Origin of the sequence: Sinorhizobium sp. B11 (assembly GCA_039725955.1) — a bacterium.
Classification (GTDB): Bacteria; Pseudomonadota; Alphaproteobacteria; order Rhizobiales; family Rhizobiaceae; genus Rhizobium.
This window is the reverse complement of sequence record CP091034.1, coordinates 2,828,439-2,855,049: the sequence shown is the minus strand read 5'-3', so window position 1 is coordinate 2,855,049 and position 26,611 is coordinate 2,828,439. Positions and strand designations below refer to the sequence as shown.

Genomic DNA, 26,611 nt, shown 5'->3' with positions numbered 1-26,611 from the left:
CAGGATAAGACTATGACATCCTTGCCGAAGAACGGTTTCAACATCGAACTTTCGGGTTCGTGGCAGCTTGCTTCCGCCGATGGCGAGATCCGCAGCGTCATCACGCTGCCGGGCGACGTGCACACGGCGCTGCACCGCGCGGGACTGATCCCGGATCCCTATTTCGGCCGAAACGAGGAAAAGGTGCAGTGGGTCGCCGAGCGCGAATGGACGGTGGAGCGCAGCTTCACGCTTCCTGACGCCGAGGGCGACTGGTATCTCGACATCGATTATCTCGACACGGTCGCCAGCGTCCACGTCAACGGCTTCCTGGCGCTCGAAGCCGATAACAGCTTCCGCCGCTACCGGCCGGATGTTTCGAGCATGCTGAAGAAGGGCGAGAACACGATCCGCATCGTGTTTGCTTCCAACGTCGCAGCCGGTGCCGCGCGGCAAAAGCAGCAGCCCTTCTATATTCCCTACAGCACTGGCAACTCGCCGATCCCTGACGGCAACATGCTGCGCAAGGCGCAGTGCCATTTCGGCTGGGACTGGAATATTGCCATTGCCCCGCTCGGGCTTTACGGCACGATTGCGCTGAAGAAGCTGGAGACTGCGCGCATCGAGCATGTGCTGACGCGCCAGACGCACAATTCCGACGGTTCGGTGGAACTGCAGGTTACGGCGACGCTTTTTGCCAAGGATCCCGGCATCGCGCAGCTTTATTTCGATCTCGACGGCGAGCGCGTAAGGCTCGATGTCGGCGTCAGTGCCGGCGAGACCAATGTCAATCATGTCTTCCAGATCGACAATCCGCGCCTCTGGTGGCCCTCGGGCAGCGGCGAGCAGGCGCTCTATACGCTGACCGTCGAACTGCCGTCCGACAGCGTGACGAAGCAGATCGGGTTGCGTACCATCGAGCTCATCACCACGCCGGATGCTGCCGGCAGCCGCTTCGCCTTCAAGGTCAACGGCCACGAAATCTTCTGCCGCGGCGCCAACTGGATTCCGGCGGACGCGCTCTTCTCGCTGTCATCAGAGGAAAAGACAGAGGATCTCTTACAGTCGGCCAAGGCCGCCAACATGAACATGATCCGTGTGTGGGGCGGTGGCTTCTACGAACACGACTGGTTCTACGATATCTGCGACCGGCTCGGGCTCATGGTCTGGCAGGACTTCATGTTCGCCTGCAACCTCTATCCCTCGACCGAGGATTTCCTGGAGAATGTTGCAGTCGAAGTGGATTATCAGGTTCGCCGGCTCTCTTCGCATGCCTCGATTGCGCTCTGGTGCGGCGATAACGAGCTCGTCGGCGCGCTCACCTGGTTCGAGGAGTCCCGCAAGGATCGTGACCGCTATCTCGTCTCCTACGATCGCCTGAATCGCACCATCGAAGTGGCGGTGAAGAAGGCTTTGCCCGGCGCCCTCTGGTGGCCGTCGAGCCCGGCCTCCGGCTATCTCGATTATGGCGATGCGTGGCATGCCGATGGTTCCGGCGACATGCACTACTGGTCGGTCTGGCACGAGAACAAGTCGTTCGACAATTACCGCTCGGTGCGCCCGCGCTTCTGCTCGGAGTTCGGCTTCCAGTCCTACACGTCGCTGCCCGTCATCAAGACCTATGCCGACGCCAAGGACATGAACGTGGCATCGCCCGTCATGGAACTGCACCAGAAGAATGCCGGCGGCAACGAGCGCATTGCCGGCACGATGTTCCGCTACTTCCGCTTCCCGAAGGATTTCCCGAATTTCGTCTATCTCAGCCAGATCCAGCAGGGTCTCGCGATCAAGACGGCGGTGGAATACTGGCGTTCGCTGAAGCCGCATTGCATGGGCACGATCTACTGGCAGCTCAACGATACCTGGCCGGTCGCGTCCTGGTCGAGCCTCGATTACGGCGGGCGCTGGAAGGCGATGCACTATCTCGTCAAGCGCTTCTTCCAGCCGGTGGCGGTGGCCGCGATCCCCTCGGAGGACGGCAAGTCGATCCGCTTCTCGCTGGTCAATGACACGCTTGAAGATGTCAGCGTCGATCTTTCGATCTCGATCCTGACGATGAAGGGCGAGCGCAAGCATCTGAAGAATTTGCAGGCCATGTGCGCGCCGGATGCGGCCTGCACTGCCACCACGCTCGACGTGTCGGAGATTCCGGAGGGCACACTGCTTGCCTGGCACTTCACCGCTTCGAACGGCATGGGCGGCGAGGGGCATTTCGTCAATGGCACCTACAAGGCGCTGGAACTGGAGCCGGCGGGTCTTTCCGTTGTCCGCGAATTCGTCGAGGAGAACGGCTCGATCGACCTCGACGTCACCGCCAAGGGCCTGGCGCTCTTCGTGATGATCGAGACGGATGTTGACGGCAAATATTCCGACAATGCCTTCGACCTGGCTGCCGGCGAAAGCCGCCGCATCACCTTCACCCCGGCAAAGCCTCTCGAAAAGGGCAAGCTGCCGGAATTCCGCTTCTATGACCTGCATTCCTGCCAGTCGGCAGATTGATCTTACGTGAGAACGGGCACGAGGCCCGAGGAGGATGACATGACCAAGCTCAGCTATCAGCTCTATAGCGCCCGCAATTTCCCGCCGCTTTCGACGATCTTCGAAAAGCTCGGCAAGGCGGGTTACGCCGAAGTCGAAGGTTTCGGCGGCATCTATGCGGAACTCGATGAGGCTGGCCTCAAGAGCCTGCGCGCCGATCTCGACAAGAACGGCCTCGTGATGGCGACCGGCCATTTCAGCCCCGATTTCCTCGACGGCAATGTCGAGAAGTCGCTGCAGATCGCCAAGATCCTCGGCATGGATTCGATCTATGCGCCGCACCTGATGCCCGACCAGCGCCCGACGGATGCAGCCGGCTGGCTCGCCTTCGGCAAGCGCCTGCAGGAAATGAGCAAGCCCTACAAGGATGCGGGCTATGAATTCGGCTGGCACAATCACGACTTCGAATTCGTGAAGCTTTCGGACGGTTCGCTGCCGATCGAGCGCATCTTCGAAGGTGCGCCCGGCATCACCTGGGAAGCGGATATCGCCTGGGTCGTTCGCGGCGGTGCCGATCCCTATGCTTGGGTCGAAAAGCTCGGTGACCGTATCAGCGCGGTCCATGTCAAGGATATCGCACCGGCTGGTGAAGCCACGGACGAGGGCGGCTGGGCCGATGTCGGCCATGGCACGATCGGCTGGGCGAAGCTGCTTCCGGTCGTCAAGGCAAAGACCAAGGCCAAGCATTTCGTCGTCGAGCACGACAATCCCAATGATATCGACCGCAACATCACGCGCTCGATCGCTTCCTTCAAGACCTACTGAGGCAGATCATGACCAAGGAACTTGGCGTCGGCATCATCGGATGCGGCAACATCTCCACCACCTACTTTTCGCTGTCACCGCTCTTCAAGGGGCTGAAGGTGCTGGCCTGCGCCGATATCAACGCGCAGGCTGCAAAGCAGCGCGCCGAAGAATATGGCGTTGTCGCGCAGACGATCGAAGAGCTTCTCGCCAATGACGAGATCGACGTCGTCGTCAACCTGACGATCCCGGATGCGCATTATCCGGTGTCGAAGGCGGCGCTCGAGGCCGGCAAGCACGTCTACTCGGAAAAGCCGCTCGTGCTGACGCTCGAGCAGGGCGAAGAGCTTCGCCGCATCGCCAAGGAAAAGGGCCTCGCCGTCGGCTGCGCGCCCGATACATTCCTCGGCGGCGCGCACCAGCTTGCGCGCAAATTTATCGACGACGGCGGTATTGGCCGCATCACGTCGGGCGCCTGCTACGTCATGGGCCCGGGCATGGAAATGTGGCACCCGAACCCGGACTTCTTCTTCCTGCCGGGCGGCGGCCCGATCCTAGACATGGGGCCGTATTACATCGCCAACCTGATCAACCTGGTCGGTCCGGTGAAGCGCGTTGCCGGCCTGACTTCGATGGCGTCGGAAACCCGCACGATCACCAGCCAGCCGCGCAATGGCGAGATCATCCCAGTCAAGACGCCGACGACGATCCAGGCGCTCCTGGAATTCGTTTCCGGCGCCACCATCACGCTGACGGCAAGCTGGGATGTCTGGTCGCACCGCCATGCCAATATGGAGCTCTACGGCACGGATGGTTCGCTCTACGTGCCGGACCCGAACTTCTTCGGCGGCGTCGTAGAGGCCAGCGGCCGCGACAAGGACATCAAGGCGCTGGAAGCCTGGGACCACCCGTTCGGCAAGTTCAACCAGGAAAGCCCGAACGGCCCGCGCGCCAACTACCGCACGGCCGGCCTTGCCGACATGGCCATGGCGCTGATCGAGGGCCGCGATGCACGCTGCTCGCTCGACCGCACGCTGCACGGCGTCGACATCATGACTTCGATCCTGAAGTCAGGTGCAGAAGGCCGGTTCGTGGATCTCACCACGACCTGCACGCAGCCGGCGGCGCTGGGTATCGAAGAGGCGCAGGCGCTCTTGAAGTAAGGTAAGCGGTGCGTCGTACGCTTGTCGTGCGGCGCACCCCTCCGTCATCCTGGGGACAAGCCCGAGGGTGACGACAGGCGGGGAGGGCCGGCCCCAAAGCTGGCTCCGTTGAAGTTGTCGAGAACACGCGCCACGCGCTTGCCGTATCGGTGTGCTTGATCCAATAGTGCCGTCGCGCCCGGCCCCATACGAGGGGCAGCGACGTTTTCAGCTTTCGACTGCCGCCTGATGCGGTCGCGAAAGAGAAGCACTTTTACAGGTTGAGGAGACCTCAGATGAGCTGGCAACCGGCCGAAGACCGTTATTCGAAGATGAAATATAACCGCACGGGCCGTTCCGGCCTGAAGCTGCCGGCCGTTTCCCTCGGCCTGTGGCACAATTTCGGCGGCGACACCCCGCATGACCGCAAGGTCGACATGTGCCGCACGGCTTTCGATCTCGGCATTACCCATTTCGATCTCGCCAACAATTACGGCCCGCCTCCCGGCAGCGCCGAGACGGCGTTCGGCGAGATCCTGCGCACCGATTTCGCCGGCCTGCGCGACGAGCTGATCATCTCTTCCAAGGCCGGCTACGACATGTGGCCGGGTCCTTACGGCGAGTGGGGCAGCCGCAAGTATCTCGTCGCCTCCTGCGACCAGAGCCTTGAGCGCATGGGCCTCGATTATGTCGACATCTTCTATTCGCACCGTTTCGACCCGGAAACGCCGCTGGAAGAAACCTGCGGTGCGCTCGACTATATCGTGCGCTCCGGCCGCGCGCTCTATGTCGGCATTTCCTCCTATAATTCGCAGCGCACCCGCGAGGCCGCCGCGATCCTGAAGGATCTCGGCACGCCGTGCCTCATCCACCAGCCGAGCTATTCCATGCTCAACCGCTGGGTCGAGGACGACAAGCTGCTCGATACGCTCGATGAGGTCGGCATGGGATCGATCGTGTTCTCGCCGCTCGCGCAGGGCATGCTGACGACGAAATATCTCGGCGGCATTCCCGCCGACAGCCGCGCGGCGCAGAACCACTTCCTCAAGAAGGACTTCATCCGTCCCTCGATCATCGACAATATCAAGAAGCTCAACGAGATCGCCGAAAAGCGCGGCCAGACGCTGGCGCAGATGGCGATCGCCTGGGTGCTGCGCGGCGGACGCGTGACCTCGGCGCTCATCGGCGCCAGCCGTTCCTCGCAGATCGTCGATTGCGTTGCCGCACTCGGCAATCTCGAGTTCTCGGCAGAGGAGCTGAAGCAGATCGATGTCTATGCCAAGGAGGCCGACATCAACCTCTGGGCCAAGTCCGCAGAGCTGGAATAGTTTTGATCGCCCGGGGCAAAACCCCGGGCGTTTTTCTGGTATAGTTTGACGTACGTATAGCAAGAGCCTTGCTCAACGGAGGAGCCGCCATGATCCGCAATCCCATCCTGCCCGGGTTCAATCCCGACCCGTCCATCTGCCGCGTCGGTGACGATTATTACATCGCGACCTCGACCTTCGAATGGTATCCGGGTGTGCAGATCCATCACTCGCGCGATCTGGTGAACTGGAAGCTGGTGCGGCGGCCGCTGGAGCGGGCTTCGCAGCTCGACATGCGCGGCAATCCCGATAGCTGTGGCGTTTGGGCGCCGTGCCTTTCCTATGCAGACGGACAGTTCTGGCTGGTCTATACCGACGTCAAGCGCTTCGACGGCAACTTCAAGGACGCGCATAATTACATCGTGACCTCGCCCACGATCGAGGGCGAATGGTCCGAACCCGTCTACGTCAATTCCTCGGGCTTCGACCCGTCGCTCTTCCATGACGAGGACGGGCGTAAGTGGTTCGTCAACATGCAGTGGAACCATCGCACCGAGAGCTATGGCGGCTCGCCGAAGTCTCCAGCCTTTGACGGTATCCTGCTGCAGGAATGGGATCCGCAGACGAAGGCGCTGAAGGGCCCGATCAAGAACATTTTCGCCGGCAGCCCGCTCGGCCTGGTCGAGGGGCCGCATCTCTTCCGCAAGAACGGCTGGTACTACCTGACGACGGCCGAAGGCGGCACCGGTTACGACCATGCGGTGACGATGGCGCGTTCGCGCAATATCGACGGCCCCTATGAGCTGCATCCGAACCGGCACTTGATCACCTCGAAGGACAATCCGGAAGCGGCGCTGCAAAGGGCAGGGCACGGGCAATACGTCGAGACACCAGATGGCCAGGTCTATCACACGCATCTTTGCGGCCGGCCGCTGCCGCCGAAGCGTCGGTGCACGCTGGGGCGCGAGACGGCTCTGCAGAAATGTGTCTGGCGCGAGGATGGCTGGCTCTATCTGGAAAACGGCACTGTTGTTCCCGATGTCGAGGTGCCGGGTCTTGGCGATGCAAAGCGCGCTGAAAAACCTGTTCGCAGCGAGTATAGCTTCGATGGCGGCAAGTTGCCGGGTGATTTCCAGTGGCTGCGCACGCCGCAGCCGGAGCGCATCTTCAACCTGACGGAGCGCCCCGGCCATCTGCGCCTGATCGGCCGCGAGAGCATCGGTTCCTGGTTCGAGCAGGCGCTCGTCGCCCGCCGACAGGAGCATCACAGTTTTCGCGCGGAAACGGTGGTGGAGTTTGCGCCGGATACCTATCAGCAGGTCGCCGGCCTGATACACTATTATAACCGCCACAAGTTCCATGCCGTCGTCGTAACCCTGCATGAAAAGCTCGGCCGCTGTGTCACGATTTTCTCCTGCGACGGCGATTATCCGCATGGGCGCATGAGCTTCCCGGCGGAAGCCGGCGTCGCGATCCCGGCTGAAGGGCGCGTGCAGCTCTCCATGGAGATCCGCGAAAACGACCTGCAATTCTTCTGGCAGACGGAAGGCAAGGGCGCCTGGCAGCCGATCGGCCCGGTTCTCGATGCCGGCGTCATCTCGGACGAGGGCGGGCGCGGCGAGCATGGCTCCTTTACCGGCGCCTTTGCCGGTGTTTTCGCCTTCGATACGTCGGGTCGGGCAAAGACGGCCGATTTCGACTGGTTCAATTACGACGAGCTTTGAGGGCTTATGGCTGGCAATACCGACATCGAGCGGCTGAACGAAACGCATGTCGAGGGCTTTCACCGGGCTCTCGACATTGTGGCGCGCGAGCGGAAATTTCTGAGCCTGCTTGAAGCCCCGCCGATGGAGGAGACGCGCAGGTTTGCGCTGTCTTCCATTGCCAGCGGCAACGTGCACTTCGTCGCCCTCGATGGCGGCGAGGTGATCGGCTGGTGCGACATCCGCCGGCATCACTTTCCCTCGCACGCCCATCGCGGCACGCTCGGCATGGGCCTGCTTCCCGCCTACCGCGGACAGGGGCTCGGCCGCCGGCTGATCGAGGCTTCGATTAAGGGCGCGCGGCAGGTGGGCATGCTTCGTATCGAACTTGGCGTGCATGCCGACAATGCAAGGGCGATCCGGCTTTACGAGGGGATCGGCTTCGTACGCGAAGGGGTGAGCCGCGATGCGTTTTGCGTCGATGGGGCTTATAAGGACGTGATCGAAATGGCGTTGATTGCGCGATAGGTTTCGAGCGGCGGCTGCCGGGTTTTCGCTTCCCCATCGGAGAGACCGTGCCGGCAGGGGCTGTGGAAGCAATGGGCGTGGCCTGCTCATTCGACGCTTTACGCCACCGACCAGGGTCGAGCCACGGGTCTCGACCCGTCCTTCGAACCCCCGCTGGAGAGAGGGGAAAACCGCCCGTTCAAACACCGTGTCATCACGCCCGATTACGCAGACGTGATATCCTGCAACATGATCTCGCCACCTTCCGTTATCCTGAAATTAGGATATTAGGAATTGCGCATAAGTGCCCGATTCCATTACAGATCTTTAATTTTATTTTCAGATTCCGTTCATTTTCAGGGACGTAATTTCGGGGCGTGTTCAACACGAGGAAACCCCATGAAAAAGATCTTCGCAGCACTTCTTTCTACTTCTTTCCTGCTCTCGCCGATCGTCGCATCGCAAGCCAGCGCCGCCGATCATCGCCGTCCGCCGGTCGTCGTTCACGAGAAGGTCATCGTCCACAAAAAGGTCATCCGTCCGCATTACTGGGCTAGGGGTTACCGCATGTCGGCTGCCGAGCGCGGCCGCTACGGCGAAGTTCGCGACTATCGCCGCTATCGCCTGGCACCGCCGCCGCGCGGCTATCACTGGGTGAGGGCCGATAACGACTACCTTCTCGTCGGTATCGCCAGCGGCGTGATCTCCAGCATCATCGCCGCCAATCGCTGAGTTCACGCGCAATCCCGAAAAAAGGGCGGCTTCGGCCGCCCTTTTTTGTTCGCCGCGCGAATCGCGGTCCTTGGCCGTCAGGCCAATGCACCGCCGGGGCGCATGATCACGCCATCCTCCGTGACGATTGCATCCATTGGAATATCGTGCGGCTGCGGCTTGATCGTTCGGATTTGCTGTTGCGAGTATCCGATGCCGATTGCGAGCGGTTTGGGGGAGAGGGCGGCCAATGTCCGGTCGAAATAACCGCCGCCGACACCAAGGCGATAACAGCCGCGGTCGTAGCCGACCACAGGTGCAATGACGATATCGGGCCGCTGCTCCTCGCCGCCGGTGGGAATGAGAATGCCGAGCACGCCGCGCTCCAGCTTGGCTCCCGGCGTCCAGGCGCGGAATGTCAGCGGACCCGCTTTTTCTGCCACGACAGGCAGAAGGCAGGCCGCGCGCCCGGCGATTTTCGTCATCCAGCCGCGCAGATCCGGCTCTCCCTGAAAGGGCCAGTAGACGCTGACGGATTTTCCCGCGACGACAGGACCCAGAAGCCGGTCGAGCTGCGCCGATATCAGCGCCGTCTTCTGCTCCCGATCGGTTGATCCTATCGATTTGCGGGCGTCGATCAGGCGCCTGCGCTCGCCACGGCGCCATTCCCGCACCACCTCCCACGGCTCTTCGAGACCCATATAGGCGGGATCGACTTCGTGCATCAGGCATGCGGGCGAGGCATAGGCCTCTGGTTCGTCTTTCTGCATCTGGCGGTCCGATCGGAAGAAGTTTTCAGTTCATGTGACGATTTTGGGCCGTGGGACGATTGCGATCATTCTCTGATTTGGAATAATAGACAAGTTCGTTCATCAAGCGAGATCGATGTGGATCTGTCTTCCCTGGAAATTTTCCTTGCCGTCGCCGAAGAGGGCAGCGTGACCCGCGCAGCCAGGAGGCTCTCGCGCGCGCCGTCCAACGTCACGACCCGTATCCAGGCCCTGGAAGGGCAGATGGATGCGGTGCTGTTCAGCCGCGATGGCAAACGCATGACGCTGACGCCGGAGGGCCAGACCTTCCTTTCCTATGCGAAACGGCTGACGGCCCTGGCCGGGGAGGCGCAGCTTGCGCTCAAGGGTATCCGTCCGCAGCCGGTGCTGCGTCTCGGTACAATGGAAAGCACGGCCGCAAGCCGGCTTCCGCCTGTACTTGCCCGTTTCAACGAGCAGAACCCGGATATTGCCCTGAAGCTCACGCTTGGCGCCACGCGGGAGCTGACAAAGGCGGTTTTATCCGGCGATCTCGATTGCGCGCTGATTGCCACACCACAGGGCGAACCCGGCTGGCTGTCATCCGCAGGTCCGGATGCCGGCGATCTCCATTCTGCGCGCGTCTACGAGGAGGACCTTCTGCTGGTGCTGCCGCCGCATCATGCCTCGGTCGAAGTACCTCAGGATATCCGCCTTCCGGCGCTCGCCGCGCTTGAGCCGGGCTGTACCTACCGGCAGATTGCCGAGCGATGGATGCGCGCCGGCGCCAATCTGCCGACGGTGGAGATGACGTCCTATCATGCAATCCTTGCCCAGGTCATCGCCGGCAATGCCGTCGGCGTCATGCCGCGCTCGGTGCTCGACATGCTGCCCTGGAACAAAGAGGTTACCATCCACCGGCTCGGCCTGGTCGATACGCTCTTGATTTCCAGGCGGCAGCAGCGATCCGATCCGTTGCAGGCCTTCGAGCAGGTCATGCTCATGTCGGCCAATCCGCCCGCCATGCTGCAATAGCAGCGCCTTTCAATTTCGTTCGCAGTCGTCTTCAAAGAGTTTCTCATGCGCTTACCAAATCCCGACGAGCCCCGCCGGTCCTCCATTTCGCGGCTCTTCCACCCCATTCTTGCCGGTGCGACGCTGCGCGACCGGCTGCTGGCCTGTCTCGGCGCGCTTGTCTCCATTGCGCTGACGGGCCTGCTCTGCGGCGCGCTTTTCGGCGAAGGTTCTCATCTGCCGCTGATCGTGGCGCCCATGGGGGCGTCTGCCGTTCTGCTCTTTGCGGTGCCGGCGAGCCCGCTCGCGCAACCCTGGTCGATCATCGGCGGCAATACGATCTCGGCGATCATGGGGGTGGTGGCGGCGAGCCTGATCCATGATCCGATCATTGCAACCGGGGTCGGCGTGTCGCTGGCGATCGCCGCCATGTCCTTCACCCGCTGCCTGCATCCTCCCGGCGGGGCGGCGGCACTGACGGCCGTGCTCGGCGGTCCGGTTGTCGCCAGCTGGGGCATGCTCTTTCCCTTCGTGCCGGTCGCGCTGAATTCCTGCCTGCTGGTGGTGCTCGGCCTCGTTTTTCACAAGCTGTCGCGGCACAATTACCCGCATGTGGTGGCAGTACCCGTCAACACGCACCTGACGGCGGACCGGCCGGCAGCTGAACGCACCGGCTTTCAGGAGGAGGATATCGATGCGGCACTCGCCAAGCTGAACGAGACCTTCGATATCGATCGCGCCGATCTCGGCCGGCTGTTGCGCCAGGTGGAGTTTGAGGCGGTTGCCCGTTCGAATGCCGAGATCCGATGTGCCGATATCATGTCGCGCGATGTGATCGCGATCGATGCCGATGCAACGGTCGAGCAGGCGCGCTGGCTGCTGCTGAACCACAATATCAGGACATTGCCGGTGCGCGACGAGGCCGGAAAGCTGATCGGCACCGTCGGCCTGCGGGAGCTCGCAGTCGCCGCCGGTTCGGTCGAGCGGCTGGTCTCGCCGGCCACGACTGCGCGTGCCGATGACGTGGCGATGGGCCTGCTGCCGGATCTGACGGACGGGCGCACCCATGCCGTCATTATCGTCGATGGGGAGAGGCGTATTCTCGGATTGATTTCGCAGACGGATCTGCTGAGCGCTGTTGCACGGGCTTTACCGAAGGGTGGCAAGCGGCCGGAAGTCGCGGCCTAAAGCAAATCCGGCGAGCGCGACGCGCAATCAGCGCAGGCCGAGATAGACGAGAAGGCATGCTGCCGCAACGGTGACGGCAAGTTTCGGCCACCTGTCGTCAAAGACGAAGGCGAGCAAGGCTCCGCCGGTGAGCGTTACGCTGGCGCTCCAGAAACTCTTGTCGGCGCAAGTGAGCGCGAGAGCGGCGAGGAATACCGCGCTTGCCACCATCGTTACCGGTGCCGACGCCCGGACGATGTCATCCTCCACCACATAGGGGAGAATGAAGCGCCGCAGGCTGAGGGCGAGGGCGGCTCCGAGCAGGAGGTCGGTAAAGACAGGCGGCATGGCACATCCGATTGTTTCGAGTGAAACCGTTGCAAGCGGTGTGCCAGTCGCGGGAATTTCGGCCGAGCCCCGCAGCTGTGGGAGATCGGCTCGGGGAGCGCCTGCAATTTTGGGGTTCGTGCCCATTTATTGATTTTGGGATGATGAAAAAAAGATCATAAGGTCGATCTGCGCAAAATTTCATCCGAGGGGCAGCCTGCCAGGGCGGGTCTCGACCCGGCAGGCGCAGGTGCGACCCTGTTCAATGCCTAGTCCCGCCGGCGCGAAGGCATGACCAGTTCGGCGATGGTTCTTAGGACAGGCTTCGGTTTGCTTGCTTCATTCCCGGTTCCATCTCCGTAAGTGAGCGGATGCAGCCCCTCGATCGGCGGCAGCGGTTCGCATTCGATGCACAGGCAACGATGGGGCCTGATCGCCGTCGCCTTCATGCTGCCTGCCGGCTCCAGCTGGCGAAGGGGTCGGGCAGATTGCGCCAGCGCTCCGGCGTGAAGCTGACGCTCTCCACCAGGCAGGCGTCGAGCTCCCGCCTGATCCAGGACTCATCCATCGGATCGGCGCCGATGAAGACGATTTCCTGGCGGCGATCGCCCCAGACGGGGTCGAGATAGTGGCCGATGGCGCTGAGGAAGGCGGTTTCCTGCGGCCATTGTTCACGCGGGACGGCCGCCCACCAGAGGCCCATCTTGCCGGTGCGCACGATCGCGCCGGCCTGGCTCATTTCGCCGACATAATGCGGGCGCGTGGCGAGCCAGAAGAAACCTTTGGCGCGCACCACGCCCGGCCAGGATTTATCGAGGAAGGCCTGCAATCTGGCTGGGTGAAAGGGGCGTCTTTCGCGATAGACGAAGGAGCGGATGCCGTATTCCTCGGTTTCCGGCACATGATCCTTGAAGCCGTGCAGTTCCTTGTACCAGAGAGGGTGGGTCTCGGCCCTGTCGATATCGAAGCGGCCGGTGCCAAGCACATCCTTCAGCCCGACCTTGCCGAAATCCGTCTCGATGATGCGGGCATCGGGGTTGAGGCCGGTGATAATCTTTCTTGCCGCATCGCTTTGCTCCTCGCTTGCCGTGCCGATCTTGTTCAGAACGACGATATCGGCGAATTCGATCTGCTCGACGAGGAGATCGACGATCGTCCTGTTGTCGCCGTCACCGGCGGTTTCGCCGCGGTCGCCGAGGAAATCGGCCGAGGCGTAGTCGGCAAGCAGGTTGGCGGCATCGACGACGGTCACCATCGTATCGAGACGGGCAATATCGGAGAGGCTCAGCCCATTCTCGTCACGGAATTCGAAGGTGGTGGCGACGGGCAGGGGCTCGGCAATGCCTGTCGATTCGATCAGCAGGTAGTCGAAGCGGCCCTGTTCGGCGAGCTGGCGGACTTCCTTCAGAAGATCGTCGCGCAGCGTGCAGCAGATGCAGCCATTGGTCATTTCCACCAGCTGTTCCTCGGTGCGGGAGAGATTGGCGCCGCCATCGCGCACAAGGGCGGCATCGATATTCACCTCGCTCATGTCATTGACGATGACGGCGACGCGCATGCCTTCGCGATTCCCGAGCACATGATTGAGCAGCGTCGTTTTCCCGGCGCCGAGGAAGCCGGAGAGCACAGTAACCGGAAGTCTCTTGTCCATGATATCATCCTATTATGTTATAACATTACATATGAGCCGACAAAAAAAGGCGGAACGGGGGTGTCGCCGCCTTCTTTCGCCGCAGCGCTCGCGGGGGCGGGCTGCAAGTTCGACAGGGTGCCTCTTGGGCGTTCCTTACTTGTAGAATGCGCTCATCGCTGCCGACCCTCGTTCGGACTATGCGCTGGCAAGGCAGTTCCGCATGCTGTCGGCGATGCCGCGCATGAGGGAGAAGTAGAGATCGGGGCCGGCAGGCAGGGTGGCGGCTTCGGGGTCGAGCACACCCGACTTCGCTTTGGTGCCTTCGATGACCACGTTGACGAGACGCGGCTCGAATTGCGGCTCGGCGAAGACGCAGGTTGCGCCGAGATCGCCGACTTTCTTGTGGATCTCCGAGATGCGCTCCGCACCCGGGATGGTTTCCGGGCTGACGGTGATCGAGCCGGCGACGCGGATATGGTAGCGGTGCTCGAAATACTGATAGGCATCGTGGAAGACCACGAAAGGCTTGTCTTTTACCGGCGCAACGGTCGCGGCGACTTCCTTGTCCAATGCATCCAGCTTGTCGTCCAGCGCCTTTGCATTGGCCTCATAGGTCAGAGCGTTGGCGGGGTCGGCGGCAACCAGCGTGGTGGTGATCTCGGCTGCCATGGCTTTCGCATTCATGGGATCGAGCCAGAGATGGGTATCGAAGCCGTGGTGGCCGTCCTCATCGTGAGCGTGGGCGTCAGCTGCGTGGTCATGGCCGGCTTCGCCGTGCTCGTGAGCGGAAGCACTATCGTGCTCCGCGGAAGCACCATCGTGGTCCGCGTCGTCGTCGTGAGCCTCGAACGCGCCGCCTTCGCGGAAGGGCAGCTTCACCAGGCCCGGCGCATCGTCCAGGCGCGCGACGATGGCGTCGGAACCCAACGATTCCAGCGGCTTTTCGAGGAAGGCTTCGAGGCCGGGGCCGACCCAGAATATCACCTTGGCTTCCTGCAGGGCGCGGGCGTTGGAAGGCTTCAGATTATAGGTGTGCGGGGAGGCGGCGCCATCGACGATCAGCTCAGGCTTGCCGACGCCATCCATGATGGCGGATACCAGCGAATGGATCGGCTTGATCGAGGTGACGACGACAGGTGCATCGGCCGCCTGAAGAGCCCCGGCGATGAGGAAGGCCGGGATCGCGAGGGTAATGCCCATCGCCAGTTTCATCAGCATGCTCCGCTTGAATTGCAATTGTTATGTTATTACATCAATTGCGTTATGCTATAACGTGTGCAATAGCAGGACGCAACAGCACTTTCGGAAAATTTGATGCTCTCTCCCGCAAATACCCCTGCTGGTATGAAGGCCGAACCGCTGGTTTCGCTTGAGAATGTCGGCATTCGCCGCGGCGGCCGGTGGCTGGTGCGCGGTGTGGATTTCTCCGTTTCTCGCGGCGAGATCGTCACGCTGATCGGCCCGAACGGCTCCGGCAAATCGACGAGCGCGAAGGCGGCGATCGGCGTCCTGAAGGCGGATGAGGGCAGGGTGACGCGCATTGCCGGCCTCAAGGTCGGCTATGTGCCGCAGAAGCTTGCCGTCGACTGGACGCTGCCGCTTTCGGTGCGGCGACTGATGTCGCTGACTGGGCCGCTGCCCGAGGCCGATATCATGGCCGCGCTTGAAGCCTCCGGCATGGCGCATATGCTGGATGCGCAGGTGCAGCACCTCTCCGGCGGCGAATTCCAGCGCGCGTTGATGGCGCGCGCCATTGCCCGCAAACCCGATCTTCTGGTGCTCGACGAGCCGGTGCAGGGCGTCGATTTCGCCGGCGAGATCGCGCTTTACGAGCTCATCAAGTCGATCCGCAATACGACCGGCTGCGGCATCCTGCTGATCTCGCACGATCTCCATGTCGTCATGGCGGAAACGGATACCGTGATCTGCCTCAACGGCCATGTCTGCTGCCGCGGCACGCCGCAGGCCGTCAGCCAGAGCCCGGAATATGTGCGCCTCTTCGGCAGCCGGGCTGCGCCGACGCTCGCGGTCTACAGCCACCATCACGACCATACGCATCTGCCCGACGGGCGCGTGCTGCATGAAGACGGCTCGGTGACCGATCATTGCCATCCCGACGATGGGCATCATCATGATCACGGGCACGCGCATTCGCACGCTCATGCTCATGCGCAGGCTGATGGCGATCATCACCACGGGCATGCGCATGGGGAGGCTCACGCCCATACGCACACGCATTCTCAGAGTGGCGCGCAGAGCACGGCCAGCAGCGGGGAGGACCGTCATGCTTGACGATTTCTTCGTGCGCGCCATTCTTGCCGGCGTCGGTCTGGCACTGACGACCGGGCCGCTCGGCTGCTTCATCATCTGGCGGCGAATGGCCTATTTCGGCGATACGATCGCCCATTCGGCGCTGCTCGGCGTGGCGCTCTCTCTGCTTTTCGAACTCAACCTGACGCTTGCCGTCTTCGTGGTGGCCGCTGTCGTCTCGATCCTGCTTCTCTTCCTGCAGAAGCGTCAGGCGCTGTCGGCCGATGCGCTGCTCGGCATTCTCTCGCATGCGACGCTTGCGATCGGCCTCGTCATGGTCGCCTTCATGACCTGGGTGCGTATCGATCTCATCGCCTTCCTGTTTGGCGATATTCTGGCGGTTTCCACCACGGATATCGCGCTGATCTGGGGCGGCGGCGTCTTCGTGCTGGCGGCGATCGCCTGGCTGTGGCGGCCGCTGCTTGCGGCCACCGTCAATCCGGAACTGGCTGAGGCCGAAGGCCTTCGACCGGAGCGCGCGCGGCTGTTCTTCATGCTGTTGATGGCGGTCGTCATTGCCATTGCCATGAAGATCGTCGGCATCATGCTGATCACCTCGCTCTTGATCATTCCGGCGGCAACCGCGCGGCGCTTTTCCTCGACACCGGAACTGATGGCCGTGCTTGCCTCGCTGATCGGCGCTGTCGCCGTCGTCGGCGGGCTCTTCGGCTCGCTGAGCTATGACACGCCATCAGGCCCGTCGATCGTGGTGGCCGCCCTCATTCTCTTCATTCTGAGCCTGCTTCCCGCCTGGCGCGGGCGCAGGGACCTGCAAGGACAAGGCTCATGACTGCACCGCAAATGACCCGCAACCAGGCGCTCGTTTTCGACGTGCTCGAAAAGGCCGAGGGACCGCTCAGCGCCTATACGATCCTCGACAAGCTGCGCGACCAGGGTTTTCGAGCACCGCTGCAGGTCTACCGGGCGCTGGAAAAGCTGCTCGAATATGGCGTCGTGCATCGCCTCGAAAGCATCAATTCCTTCGTCGCCTGCGCCCATCCGGGCGAGGATTGCCACAGCCACGGCATCGTCGCCTTCGCGATCTGCGAAAGCTGCGGCCAGGTGATCGAATTCCACGACCATGAGGTTGACCATCGGCTGATGGGATGGGTGCGCAGCCAGAAGTTCAAGCCGGCGAAAACGACGATCGAAATCCGCGGCACCTGCGAGGCTTGTGCGGCCTGAACCGGAAACGGGGCCCGGTTACAGGGCCGATGCTCAGTGGACCGTCGATTCATCAGGGCGGATAAAATCGGCCTGTCCGACCATCTTTATCGCTTCAGCGATCCGGTTTGCGACCTCATCTGCGTCGCCTGAAATGGACTCGTAGTTCTGCAGCAGGTCGGCAATGTTCTCCATTGCCTTTGACAGGCTATTGCTTTCGTCGAGGGCGGTCGAAGAGGCGTGGAGCATGTTGCTGAGCTTCAGCAGCAGCCGCTCGATCTCTTCCCTCGTCATTTCGTCGATACCCTTGGTCTGAGCCACGACCGCCCCCAACGATCAATCCGGAATCTGCTTGAAATGCGATTGCTAATCACTTGCATTAGCAAAACATAATTGCGAACTATTCGCAACAGAAAACGAAGGAATCTGCTGCCCTGTCGAACCGAAGGTGTAATCGGGAAGGGGCATTGAGAGGGCCGTCACGTCTTTTATGATCAAGCACTGGCGCTGGGGCGGGCGGAGACCGCCGCGTACCACCGGCTGAGCTGCGTGGCGCTCTTGACCGCCTGTGCCGAAAACGTCCTTCCCTGGTCCGTCACGAGCCACCCGCTGAAAGGCGAACCGCCGACGATCGATGCAGACGGCGAAAGGCGATGCGAGTTAGGAGGTGGCGTGGCTATCCGTCGACAGGGGCGAGCGCTGCAAGATGCAAGAGATCTTCGTTCTCCTCGGGCACTTCCTCTGCCAGGCGGGCTGCGGCGATAACCGGCAGCCAGGTGAAGATCTCGTCCGCGGGTAATTCGGCCGCCTTCGCATAGGTGACGACATAGGCCTCGGCGATTGCCGGGAGCACGCGGCGCATCAGGAGGTAGGTGCGGCAGACATCGGCGGCCGGGTTGCCGCTGCAGGCATCGAGCCAGTCGACGATCATCGCGTCACTGCCGGAGCCCAGGATATTCCAGGGATGGAAGTCACCGTGGCAGACCCTGTCGCTATCGGGCAGGGCGGCAAGTGTGAGAAGCAGCCGGTCGCGCAGGTCTTGTGTCAGGGATTCGGCGCTTTCGATATTGGCCGACAGTCTCGATTTCAGCGAGGGGAGGCCGGTGCCGGGTTCGCGGTGCAGGCGCAGGTGGAGCGCGGCCATTTCCTTGATGGCTGAGAGTGGCGGCTCGGGCGCCATCTCATCGGCAAGGCTTGCCCCGGTCACGCGATCCATCAGAAGGCCCCAACGGCCGTGATAATCGCCGACGACGTGAACTCTGGGCGCTGGCAGCGACAGTTTCTCGGCGATCGCCAGACTGGCGGCTTCGCGAAAGGCGGGGGCTTTCGGCCGGCCGGGCTTATAGAGCTTCAGCGCCAGCGTGCCATGTTCAAAGACTTCCGCTTCCTTGCCGGCGCCGAGCAGACGGCCGATTTCGCTCATGTCGGGCTCCCGTTCATTGAGTCTCTTCGAGAAACATGTGGTGCTGATCTTTGCGGCGGGAAGAGGGAGGCGCCCATGCGTCGATTGTTGCGGCTGCGGAGACACTGTGTCTGTGCCGACGGGCTTTATCCGGCGCGCGAGGCGTGGATGATGGCGACGAAATAAGGCCGTTGACGATGTCCGCGGCCGGTATTTGGGGGTGTCATGACCATCAAGAATAAAAACTCGGAAACGGTCGCCTGCTGCGGCGAGGAAATCCTGTCGCGCGAACTGCTGCTGAGCGGCGTTTTCGCAGACCTGATTGCCGGGGCGGCGCCGACGCTGCGGCTTCTGAGCGACGAGGAGCGGCAGGCGTCGCTCGCATCGATCCTTGCCGAACGGCCGGAAGGCCCTGTCTGGATTTTCGCCTATGGCTCGCTGATCTGGAATCCGATCATTCTGAGTGTTGAAAGCCGGAAAGCCCGTATCGAGGGCTGGCGCCGGTCCTTTTGCCTTGCCACCGCATCCGGACGCGGCTCGCCGGAAAATCCGGGCCTCGTGCTCGGGCTGGATGCGGGCGGCAACTGCGACGGCGTGGCCTTGCGCCTGGAGGAAGACGATCTCCTGCACGAGCTCGAACTGCTGTGGCGGCGGGAGATGGTGGCCGAGGCCTATATTCCGCGCTGGGTCGACCTGCTTGACGAAGACGGCGCGCGTTTTGGAAGCGGCATCGCTTTCACCATGAACCCGCTGGCAAATACCTATGCCGGCGGCCTTTCCAGGGAAGCGACCGTACAGCGGCTTGCCACGGCGGCAGGCAGTATCGGCAGTTCCGCCGATTATCTGTTTCGTACACGTGAAGGCCTGCGCGCGCTCGATATGTGGGACGAGCTTCTGGAAGGGCTTGCGATCGAGGTGGAAGAGGCGCAGCGCCGGCTGCAGCAATTGCCTGCCGCAGACCTTTGATCAGCCCGATTTTCGAGACCGCTTCGGCAAGCATGCGCCGAGCCTGGTTCCGGCGAACTGGCCCCGGTCAATCATGGCCTTGTTCCCGACCATATTGCCGATGTGCTGAAGGCCCCGCCGGAATGGCGGAGCCTTCGACCTGTGTTGCCGATCAGCCGGCGGCGCGTTCGGCGGGCGGACGGCGGCGCAAGCTCGCGGTCTTGATCGCCGGGGGCTGGTAATTGGCCTCCAGCGGGCCGGTTTCGGTGCCTGGAGGTACGATGGCGTCGATGGCGTCGAGCAGTTCGTCGCTCAGGCGCACTTGCGCGCCCGCCAGGAGATCGTCGAGCTGTGCCATGGTGCGCGGCCCAAGGATCGCCGACGTAACGCCCGGATGGGCGATGACGAAGGCAAGCGCCATGTGGGTGAGCGAGATGCCGGCGCCTTCCGCGAGCGGAATGAGCTGCTCGACCGCATCGAGGCTGTTCTCGTTCGACATCTGCTTCGGGAAATAGGCAACGCGGGTGCTGTCCGGCTGGGCCGCACCCCTGCGGTAGCGGCCGGTCAGCATGCCCATGGCGAGAGGGCTCCAGACCAGCGCGCCCATGCCGTAGCGTTCGAGGGCGGGGAGGACTTCGCGCTCGATGCCTCGATGCAGGATGGAATAGGGCGGCTGCTCTGTGCGGAAGCGGGCGAGCCCCCGCTTTTCGGCCACCCATTGCGCCTCGATGATCTCGGAGACGGGGAAGGTGGAGGAGCCGATGGCGCGGATCTTGCCTGCGCGCATCAGGTCGGTGAGGGCCGAGAGCGTTTCCTCGATATCGGTGTCCGGCGCCGGGCGGTGCATCTGGAAGAGGTCGATATAATCAGTCTGCAGGCGGCGCAGAGAATCTTCGACGGCGCGATAGATCCAGCGGCGCGAGCTGCCCTGCTGGTTCGGATCCTGGCCCATCGGGATGAAGCATTTGGTGGCGAGAACCACATTGTCGCGCCGGCCTTTCAGCGCCTTGCCGACGATCTCCTCGGATTCGCCGTGGCTGTACATGTCGGCGGTGTCGATGAAGTTGATGCCGGCGTCGAGGGCCTTGTGGATGATGCGGATGGAGTCATCGTGATCGGCATTGCCGATGGCGCCGAACATCATGGCGCCAAGGCAATAGGGGCTGACCTTGATGCCGGTGCGGCCAAGGGGACGATATTGCATCTTCGTTTCCTTCGAATCTTGGACTGCTCGCGGGAGCAGGTGAATCTTGAACTGTCCGTCAGGCAGGCTTTGCGGCTGGCAAAGTCCTGGCAAACGAGGTATAAGGGCGCATCCGGAACGCGGTTCCGTTTATACGGAACAATGTTCCGTTTTGCAAGAGGTGTTGATGTGACTGACCGGACGGACCGCCCGGGCGAGGCGCGTGAGGCTGATGGCGGCCATGAAAGGCCTGTAAGGGCGGATGCGCGGCGCAACCTGGATTTGCTGCTGAAAGCCGCCTTGGATGTATTTGCCACTTCCGGCATGGATGCGCCGGTGCGCGAGATCGCCGACAAGGCAGGAGTGGGCGTCGGCACGCTCTACCGCCATTTTCCGCAGCGCTCGGATCTCATCAAGGCGGTCGTGCGCAACGAGATGGATGCCTGCGCCGATGCCGCCGTGACGCTTGCCGCCGAACACGAGCCGGGAGAGGCGTTGTCGCGCTGGATGCTGCGCTTTACGGATTTCATCATGGCCAAGCGCGGCCTTGCCGCAGCACTCCATTCCGGCGACCCGGCCTATCAGGCGCTGCCCGTCTATTTCGAGCAGCGCATGATCCCGGCGTTGCAGGGCCTGCTGGACAGGGCCGTTGCCGCCGGAGCCGCACGCGGCGATATCGAGGCGAGCGAACTCCTGCGTGCCGGCGCACAGCTTTCCAATCTCGGGCAGGGGGATGACCCGGCGACGACGCGGCGGATGCTTGCCTTGCTGGTGGACGGGCTGCGCTATGGGGCGGGCGTGAAGGGCTGAGGGTCCTGATCCTCGCCGCCTGTCTTCAGGCCGCCGCTGTCTTTTCCTTCGGTTTCAGCAAAATGATCAGCAGCAACCCGGCGATGATGAGGGCCGCACCTTCGAGGTGATAGGTCTGCAGCTTTTCACCGAGGATCAGATAGGCGAGCACGGCGATGAAGATCGTCTGTATGTAGAGGAGCACGCCGGCGCGGGCGGCACCCAGTGCCTCGATGCTTCGGTTGAAGAGATAGTACATGAGCGCGCCGCCGGGGATTGCCACATAGGCGAGCGCGATGAGACCGCTCGTATTCAGCGTCGTGCGTTCGTCGGCAGTAAGCTCGTAGAGGTAGAAGGGCAGTGCGGTCAGCGCCGCGGCACCGAGCAGCAGGACGAGCAGGGCAAGGCGGTTCAGGTCGAATTTCGCGCGCCGCAGCAGCACCGTATAGAGGCTGAAGCAGAAGGCGCCGGCGACGATCCAGAGTTCGCCGGGATTGAAGTCGAGGCGCAGCAGCGCATCGGGGCTGCCTTTGACGATGATGAGGAGGATGCCGAGGAAGGCAAGGATGGAGCCGACCACCTGCCAGCTTCCCATCGGCTCTGACAGCATGACGCGGGCAAGGATCATGGTGATGATCGGGATCAGTGCGATGATAATGCCGGCGGTGGTGGCATCGGCATGTTCGAGGCCGACGAAGATCATGCCCTGGCAGATGGCAAGCCCCATGCCGCCGATGAAAAGCAATTCCAGGCCGCGTGCCCGCACCAGCACGAGCATCTCTGAAAAATGGCGTTGGACGATCGGCAGCAGGATCGCGAAGGCGATCAGCACGCGCCAGAAGCAGAGCGCCCAGGGCGGCATTTCGGTGGAGACCCATTTGGCGGCGATATAGACGCCGGCTGAGAGGAGCCAGCAGAGAACGCCCACGGAATAGGCGCCTGCAAGCGAGCCGCCTGCCGCCCGTTCCGTCCCGACACTATCACCATGGACTGCCAAGACATGTATCGCCATCGCCCAGTTATGCCACAAATTCCTGGCGCCGCACAGGTGAAGGCGCTGTCGGCAATAAGCGGTAGGACGCAGGCTTATCCTTCCACGCCGAAGATGATCGCAAGAGCGCGGTTCTCATCGATGCCGTGCAGGCGGGCGAGATCTCCGACGGATTGATCCGCCTCCGCCTCTATGCCCTGCTGCCTGAGCCTGGCCAGGAGATCGGCCTGTGACTGGCCGGTGACATCGGCAAGGGCCGAGAGAGGGGCGTAGACAAGCGCCTGTTCGATCGGGCGTTCCAGCTGCGGCCCGGTGATCTGCCCCCAGCTGAAGACGGAAGCGGCAAGCACAATCGCGAAAACCGCAATGCTGTAGCGGCCCCAGCGCGCCTTCAGATGCGACTGGAAGGGCTTGATGTTGGCGACTATGTGGCCGATGGCGCCAATAACGAAAAACCAGGAGAACCATTGGTGGACGACGGTCATCAGGCCTCGTTCCCACTCGAAGAACATCATGACGCCGGTGCCTGCCATCAGCAGGAAGGAGCCAATCGTCAGGGGTGTCGCCCAGCTGCGTGTTGTGATCCTAGCGGCCATCGGAGCTGCTCCCGATGATTGCCGCGCGCGGTTCTGCTGCGCCGGCGCCGCACTTGCGTGCGCCGGTTGAGATTTGCTGTGCCATATCCACTCCATTATGTGTATAATGCACATATATCAGGGGTGGAGCATGCCGTCAATGAATATGTGTAAAATGCACATATCTTCATCCGCCGACGATTGTCGGCAGGGACGACGAGAGGATTGGCAGAAGCAGCTGGCGATGAAGGGGCGGGGCTGGCATAGCCCCGTCCGAGTTACGATTGATGCGCGGCTTGCGGTCGTCGCTGAAATCGCCGTCAAGGTTTCCGCATCGCGGCCGTAGATGTCGTCGAAATAGTGGAATGACGCCATCATCCGTCGGCCATGCAGGTGAAATAGGAGACGTAGACCGGAACCTTGTTCCGGAACCGGCCATGTCCTTCTTGGCGCCATCGGCGATCTGCTGGGTCGACGAACTCGACCGGAGGTCTTGAGGACGGCGGCGGCCATCGCCTTCGGGTTTTCCAGTCGCACGCAGCCATGGTCTGAACATGCGGTCCTGCGAGGCGAATTTACCGCGGGCAGGGGTGTCGTGCATGTAGATGTCGTGCGAGTTCGGGAAAAGGATCTTCAGCTGGCCGAGCGCATTATCGGGACCGGGCGGCCTGGGACGACACCGATATTCTCAAGTGGCTGCGACCAGTCGACCTTGGCCGATGGCATGGTCTTGCCCTTGACCGAGACCACATAGCCTTCCTTGTCGAGATAAGCGGGGGTCGCGCTTCAGATGCGGCAGCATCTCGTTGCGGATTGATTCGATTGCGGCACGCCCCAGTCGGGGTTGAATTCGAACCGTCTTGATCGAGGCGTCGAAGAAGTTGGTCTGGTGGTCCTGCTGTCCGATCACCGCCTTCATCGAGAGTGGTCAGCGTGCCGTTTTCGTAATAATTAGGCCATGTAGGCCGGCTGGTTGATGAAGACGTAGCGCTCCGGGAATTCCTGCGGCAGCCAGCGCATTTCCTCCATCGCCACGATCACCTTGTTGATGTTGGCGGCAGTTGTCACCGCCCTGGCCCCGAGGTGCGCAGGTAATGCAACTCGGCGGCAAGCTGGGCGAATTTCGGATTGCTCGGCAGAAGGCGGTCGAAGACCACCATGAGGTCGGGCTGTGGCCTGAGAGTTGGGCGATCGTCGCCCTCAGATCGACCGGCTTGCGGCTTGAAAGTCATAATAGTTGGACAGCTTGTTGGGATCGATGCGGCCGCGGAAATTATCCTGCAGGATACATCAGCATCTTGGCCGAGAGGGAGGCTTCGAACTCGGCCAGTGCTCTCGCGCGGTCCGATCCTTGAGGAGGAGCAACGGCCATAGTCGCCGGCATTCAATCCCCAGTCCTCAGCCTGCTTCAGGAGGCTGAGCGCCTGTGCTGCCTTGGGGGTCGGTCCCTTGCCATCGACCCAGATGAGCTTTGCCTTCGGCTGGGCGTAATAGGCCTCGACCGCCTCGGCGATGTCGTTGTTCATCAAGACTTGGAGGCCGTCCATCTCGTTCAGCACCTTGGCCTGATTGCCGCTGGCTGAATCAAAGAGGGCCGACAGCGACGCGCCCGTATCCTGCCGGAGGATATGGACGGGGCGGCGGGCTGGAACCGTATAGTTGGGCCTCGGGCTCGCCTGGGTGACGGGCGATGCCGGCAGCGGCTCGGCGCGCACGGCAATTGCACTCCCCGAGAGCACCAGAAGACCGGCGAGCGGTGCGATCCAGCGGGAAGATGTTTTCAGCGACATTCTGACGTCCTTGAAAGCTGATTGAAACACTGTCTCGGCGCGCAGTCTTGGGCCCAGCGCGCGCGGGCAGTCTGAGTGGGGGCATTGGCTGACTAAAGCGCCACAATCGGGCAGAAGATGGGCATTGCATGCGTCTGGCAAGTCCACATAAGCCAGAAGTCTTTGGAACGAAATCACTTTTTCGACAAATCAGCTGTGATCCGTCGACACTTCCGCCGGCGATGCCTTGCGCAGTCTCTGCGACAGGAAATCGATGCAGAGGCGGACCTTGGCGGCGGCAAGCCTACTGTGAGGGAAGACGGCATGGATCGGGGCGGCGGCGAGCCTTGCCTCCGGCAGGACGATCTCCAGCGCACCGCTGTCGATGTCGTCCTTGACGTCCCAGATCGACTTCAGCACGAGCCCGGCCCCTAGACGCGCCCAGCGATGGGCGAGCTCGCCATTGTTGGTGGTGAGCCTGGCGGTGACATTGGCGCTGCGCCCATCAGCAAAGGTCCAGTGCGTGTTGGGCGGCTCGCCGAAAGCGATAACGTCGTGCGCGGGCAGATCGTCGATCGTCTCGGGACGGCCGCGGCGGTCGAGATAGGCAGGGGAGGCGCAGATGACACGACGGTTCGGCGCGATCTGCCGGGCGATCAGGCTGGAGTCGGACAGCGCGCCGAAACGAATTGCGAGATCGTAGCCCGCCTCGACGATGTTCACCAGGCCGTCCTCGGTATCGAGGTGGATGGTGAGATCGGGATGGGCCTCCCGGAATTCATGCAGGAGCGGTGCCAGCCAGCGGCGGCCGAAGGCATAGGTGGCGGTGACTTTCAGAAGGCCGCTTGCCGTATCCCTGCCGCTTGTCGCCTCGGTTTCGGCATCGTCGATCTCGGTCAAGATCTTCGAGCAGCGTTCGTAGAAGCGCGCGCCTTCCTCGGTGAGGGAGAGGGAGCGTGTCGTCCTGTTGACGAGGCGCACACCGAGCCTTTCCTCCAGACGCGACAGCTTGCGGCTGACGACGGTCAGCGAGAAGTTCAGATCACGGGCCGCACCGGAGAGGCTGCCGGCTTGAACCACTCGTACGAAGACCAGCATGTCGAGGAAGTTGTCGCTCATATTCTTGCTGATATCGCAAGAGACAGTCTACGACAATATCCATTCCGGCAAGAGCTCTGTCGCGCTAACTTCCAGCCATCGAAACAGGGCGGGATCGCCGCAAACCGGAGAGAAAAGATGACTTCGACCATGAAATCCTTGGCCAAACAACGCGTTCTCGTCGTCGGCGGGAGCTCCGGCATCGGCCTTGCGGTCGCGCAACAGGCGGCAGCTGCCGGTGCTGAGGTGACGATCGCTTCGCGATCGGCAGACAAGCTTGCCGAGGCTGCAAAGTCGATCGAAGGCAAGGTCGAGACGGCAGTGCTCGATACCGGCGATAACAGCAGTGTCGAAGCTTTCTTCGCTTCGCACGAGGCATGGGATCATGTTGTCATCTCCGCCGCCCAGACGCCGAGCGGGCCGGTGCGCAAGCTTTCACTCGATGATGCTGCGCGGGCCATGGACAGCAAGTTCTGGGGCGCTTACCGGGTTGCGCGGGCGGCACGGTTTGCCGAGCGCGGCACGCTGACCTTTATTTCCGGCTTCCTCAGTGAACGTCCGTCTGCGTCTTCCGTCTTGCAGGGCGCCATCAATGCCGCACTGGAATCCCTGGCCCGTGGCCTGGCACTGGAATTGTCACCAGTCAGGGTCAACGCGGTTTCGCCCGGTCTGATCGACACGCCGCTCTGGTCGAAAATGGATGAGGGCAACCGCAACGCCATGTTCGAGCGCGTCGCAGGCTCGCTCCCGGCAAAGACGGTCGGGCAGGCCTCCGATATAGCCAATGCGGTGCTCTTCCTCGTGACAACGCCCTTTGCCACCGGCTCCACGGTGCGCGTCGATGGCGGCGGAGTGATCGGGTGA

At 62.2% G+C, this 26,611-nt stretch carries 28 protein-coding genes; 15 read left to right on the top strand and 13 right to left on the bottom strand.

Annotation, left to right across the window (positions count from 1 at the left end):
* The first annotated feature begins 12 nt into the window (after positions 1–12).
* The 7 genes from LVY75_24235 (at position 13) to LVY75_24205 (ending at position 8,652) form a co-directional block, all read left to right on the top strand.
* Complete coding sequence (locus LVY75_24235) at positions 13–2,478, top strand: glycoside hydrolase family 2 protein (GenBank protein XAZ21918.1); 2,466 nt, start codon at positions 13–15, stop codon at positions 2,476–2,478.
* 39 nt (positions 2,479–2,517) lie between these two features.
* Positions 2,518–3,282: a sugar phosphate isomerase/epimerase gene (locus tag LVY75_24230; GenBank protein ID XAZ21917.1), complete on the top strand. Its 765-nt coding sequence runs from the start codon at positions 2,518–2,520 to the stop codon at positions 3,280–3,282.
* Between the two features lie 8 nt (positions 3,283–3,290).
* A complete protein-coding gene (locus tag LVY75_24225) occupies positions 3,291–4,424 on the top strand; it encodes a Gfo/Idh/MocA family oxidoreductase (protein ID XAZ21916.1) in 1,134 nt (377 codons plus the stop codon).
* Between the two features lie 275 nt (positions 4,425–4,699).
* Positions 4,700–5,731, top strand: coding sequence for an L-glyceraldehyde 3-phosphate reductase (gene mgrA / locus LVY75_24220; protein ID XAZ21915.1), 1,032 nt, complete (start codon positions 4,700–4,702; stop codon positions 5,729–5,731).
* A gap of 89 nt (positions 5,732–5,820) precedes the next feature.
* On the top strand, positions 5,821–7,434 hold the full coding sequence (locus tag LVY75_24215; protein XAZ21914.1) for a glycoside hydrolase family 43 protein: 1,614 nt from the start codon (positions 5,821–5,823) through the stop codon (positions 7,432–7,434).
* Between the two features lie 6 nt (positions 7,435–7,440).
* Positions 7,441–7,941: a GNAT family N-acetyltransferase gene (locus tag LVY75_24210; protein XAZ21913.1), complete on the top strand. Its 501-nt coding sequence runs from the start codon at positions 7,441–7,443 to the stop codon at positions 7,939–7,941.
* Between the two features lie 378 nt (positions 7,942–8,319).
* Positions 8,320–8,652 (top strand): RcnB family protein, encoded by a 333-nt coding sequence (locus tag LVY75_24205; GenBank protein ID XAZ21912.1) that lies wholly within the window; start codon positions 8,320–8,322, stop codon positions 8,650–8,652.
* Positions 8,653–8,729: 77 nt separating this feature from the next.
* Here LVY75_24205 and LVY75_24200 read toward each other — a convergent pair whose 3' ends face one another.
* Complete coding sequence (locus LVY75_24200; GenBank protein XAZ21911.1) at positions 8,730–9,401, bottom strand: 5-formyltetrahydrofolate cyclo-ligase; 672 nt, start codon at positions 9,399–9,401, stop codon at positions 8,730–8,732.
* A gap of 117 nt (positions 9,402–9,518) precedes the next feature.
* Between LVY75_24200 and LVY75_24195 the strand changes: the two genes are divergently transcribed.
* Together LVY75_24195 and LVY75_24190 are read left to right on the top strand one after the other, a co-directional pair.
* Entirely contained in the window at positions 9,519–10,415 is an 897-nt protein-coding gene (locus LVY75_24195; protein ID XAZ21910.1) for a LysR family transcriptional regulator, read from the top strand.
* 45 nt (positions 10,416–10,460) lie between these two features.
* Positions 10,461–11,582, top strand: a complete 1,122-nt coding sequence (locus tag LVY75_24190; GenBank protein XAZ21909.1) for an HPP family protein — start codon at positions 10,461–10,463, stop codon at positions 11,580–11,582.
* A 27-nt stretch (positions 11,583–11,609) separates the two neighbouring features.
* Here LVY75_24190 and LVY75_24185 read toward each other — a convergent pair whose 3' ends face one another.
* The 4 genes from LVY75_24185 to LVY75_24170 form a co-directional block, all read right to left on the bottom strand.
* A complete protein-coding gene (locus LVY75_24185) occupies positions 11,610–11,909 on the bottom strand; it encodes a hypothetical protein (protein ID XAZ21908.1) in 300 nt (99 codons plus the stop codon).
* Positions 11,910–12,157: 248 nt separating this feature from the next.
* Entirely contained in the window at positions 12,158–12,337 is a 180-nt protein-coding gene (locus tag LVY75_24180; protein ID XAZ21907.1) for a hypothetical protein, read from the bottom strand.
* Complete coding sequence (zigA, locus tag LVY75_24175; protein XAZ21906.1) at positions 12,334–13,539, bottom strand: zinc metallochaperone GTPase ZigA; 1,206 nt, start codon at positions 13,537–13,539, stop codon at positions 12,334–12,336. Before zigA ends, LVY75_24180 begins: the two co-directional genes overlap by 4 nt.
* A gap of 177 nt (positions 13,540–13,716) precedes the next feature.
* Complete coding sequence (locus tag LVY75_24170; protein XAZ25816.1) at positions 13,717–14,721, bottom strand: zinc ABC transporter substrate-binding protein; 1,005 nt, start codon at positions 14,719–14,721, stop codon at positions 13,717–13,719.
* 114 nt (positions 14,722–14,835) lie between these two features.
* On the opposite strand from LVY75_24170, the gene LVY75_24165 reads away from it, so the two are divergent.
* The 3 genes from LVY75_24165 to LVY75_24155 are packed head-to-tail and all read left to right on the top strand — an operon-like array spanning position 14,836 to position 17,016.
* Entirely contained in the window at positions 14,836–15,813 is a 978-nt protein-coding gene (locus LVY75_24165; GenBank protein ID XAZ21905.1) for a metal ABC transporter ATP-binding protein, read from the top strand.
* Entirely contained in the window at positions 15,806–16,621 is an 816-nt protein-coding gene (gene znuB / locus LVY75_24160; GenBank protein XAZ21904.1) for a zinc ABC transporter permease subunit ZnuB, read from the top strand. The genes LVY75_24165 and znuB overlap by 8 nt, the downstream gene beginning before the upstream one ends.
* Positions 16,618–17,016 (top strand): transcriptional repressor, encoded by a 399-nt coding sequence (locus LVY75_24155; protein ID XAZ21903.1) that lies wholly within the window; start codon positions 16,618–16,620, stop codon positions 17,014–17,016. The genes znuB and LVY75_24155 overlap by 4 nt, the downstream gene beginning before the upstream one ends.
* Positions 17,017–17,049: 33 nt before the next feature.
* Here LVY75_24155 and LVY75_24150 read toward each other — a convergent pair whose 3' ends face one another.
* Positions 17,050–17,316: a hypothetical protein gene (locus LVY75_24150; protein ID XAZ21902.1), complete on the bottom strand. Its 267-nt coding sequence runs from the start codon at positions 17,314–17,316 to the stop codon at positions 17,050–17,052.
* Positions 17,317–17,671: 355 nt separating this feature from the next.
* The gene (locus LVY75_24145; protein ID XAZ21901.1) at positions 17,672–18,418 is read right to left on the bottom strand and encodes an aminoglycoside phosphotransferase family protein; all 747 of its coding nucleotides are present in this window, start codon (positions 18,416–18,418) and stop codon (positions 17,672–17,674) included.
* 204 nt (positions 18,419–18,622) lie between these two features.
* Between LVY75_24145 and LVY75_24140 the strand changes: the two genes are divergently transcribed.
* Entirely contained in the window at positions 18,623–19,363 is a 741-nt protein-coding gene (locus LVY75_24140; GenBank protein ID XAZ21900.1) for a gamma-glutamylcyclotransferase, read from the top strand.
* A gap of 151 nt (positions 19,364–19,514) precedes the next feature.
* On the opposite strand, the gene LVY75_24135 is transcribed toward LVY75_24140, so the two are convergent.
* Positions 19,515–20,546, bottom strand: a complete 1,032-nt coding sequence (locus LVY75_24135; GenBank protein XAZ21899.1) for an aldo/keto reductase — start codon at positions 20,544–20,546, stop codon at positions 19,515–19,517.
* A 168-nt stretch (positions 20,547–20,714) separates the two neighbouring features.
* On the opposite strand from LVY75_24135, the gene LVY75_24130 reads away from it, so the two are divergent.
* On the top strand, positions 20,715–21,335 hold the full coding sequence (locus tag LVY75_24130) for a TetR/AcrR family transcriptional regulator (protein ID XAZ21898.1): 621 nt from the start codon (positions 20,715–20,717) through the stop codon (positions 21,333–21,335).
* A gap of 25 nt (positions 21,336–21,360) precedes the next feature.
* Here LVY75_24130 and LVY75_24125 read toward each other — a convergent pair whose 3' ends face one another.
* The 5 genes from LVY75_24125 to LVY75_24105 form a co-directional block, all read right to left on the bottom strand.
* The gene (locus LVY75_24125; GenBank protein XAZ21897.1) at positions 21,361–22,326 is read right to left on the bottom strand and encodes a DMT family transporter; all 966 of its coding nucleotides are present in this window, start codon (positions 22,324–22,326) and stop codon (positions 21,361–21,363) included.
* A 74-nt stretch (positions 22,327–22,400) separates the two neighbouring features.
* The gene (locus LVY75_24120) at positions 22,401–22,901 is read right to left on the bottom strand and encodes a DUF4405 domain-containing protein (protein XAZ21896.1); all 501 of its coding nucleotides are present in this window, start codon (positions 22,899–22,901) and stop codon (positions 22,401–22,403) included.
* A gap of 667 nt (positions 22,902–23,568) precedes the next feature.
* On the bottom strand, positions 23,569–23,799 hold the full coding sequence (locus tag LVY75_24115) for a hypothetical protein (GenBank protein XAZ21895.1): 231 nt from the start codon (positions 23,797–23,799) through the stop codon (positions 23,569–23,571).
* Between the two features lie 145 nt (positions 23,800–23,944).
* Positions 23,945–24,670, bottom strand: a complete 726-nt coding sequence (locus LVY75_24110) for a hypothetical protein (protein ID XAZ21894.1) — start codon at positions 24,668–24,670, stop codon at positions 23,945–23,947.
* Between the two features lie 189 nt (positions 24,671–24,859).
* The gene (locus LVY75_24105; protein ID XAZ21893.1) at positions 24,860–25,768 is read right to left on the bottom strand and encodes a LysR family transcriptional regulator; all 909 of its coding nucleotides are present in this window, start codon (positions 25,766–25,768) and stop codon (positions 24,860–24,862) included.
* A gap of 129 nt (positions 25,769–25,897) precedes the next feature.
* On the opposite strand from LVY75_24105, the gene LVY75_24100 reads away from it, so the two are divergent.
* On the top strand, positions 25,898–26,611 hold the full coding sequence (locus LVY75_24100; protein ID XAZ25815.1) for an SDR family oxidoreductase: 714 nt from the start codon (positions 25,898–25,900) through the stop codon (positions 26,609–26,611).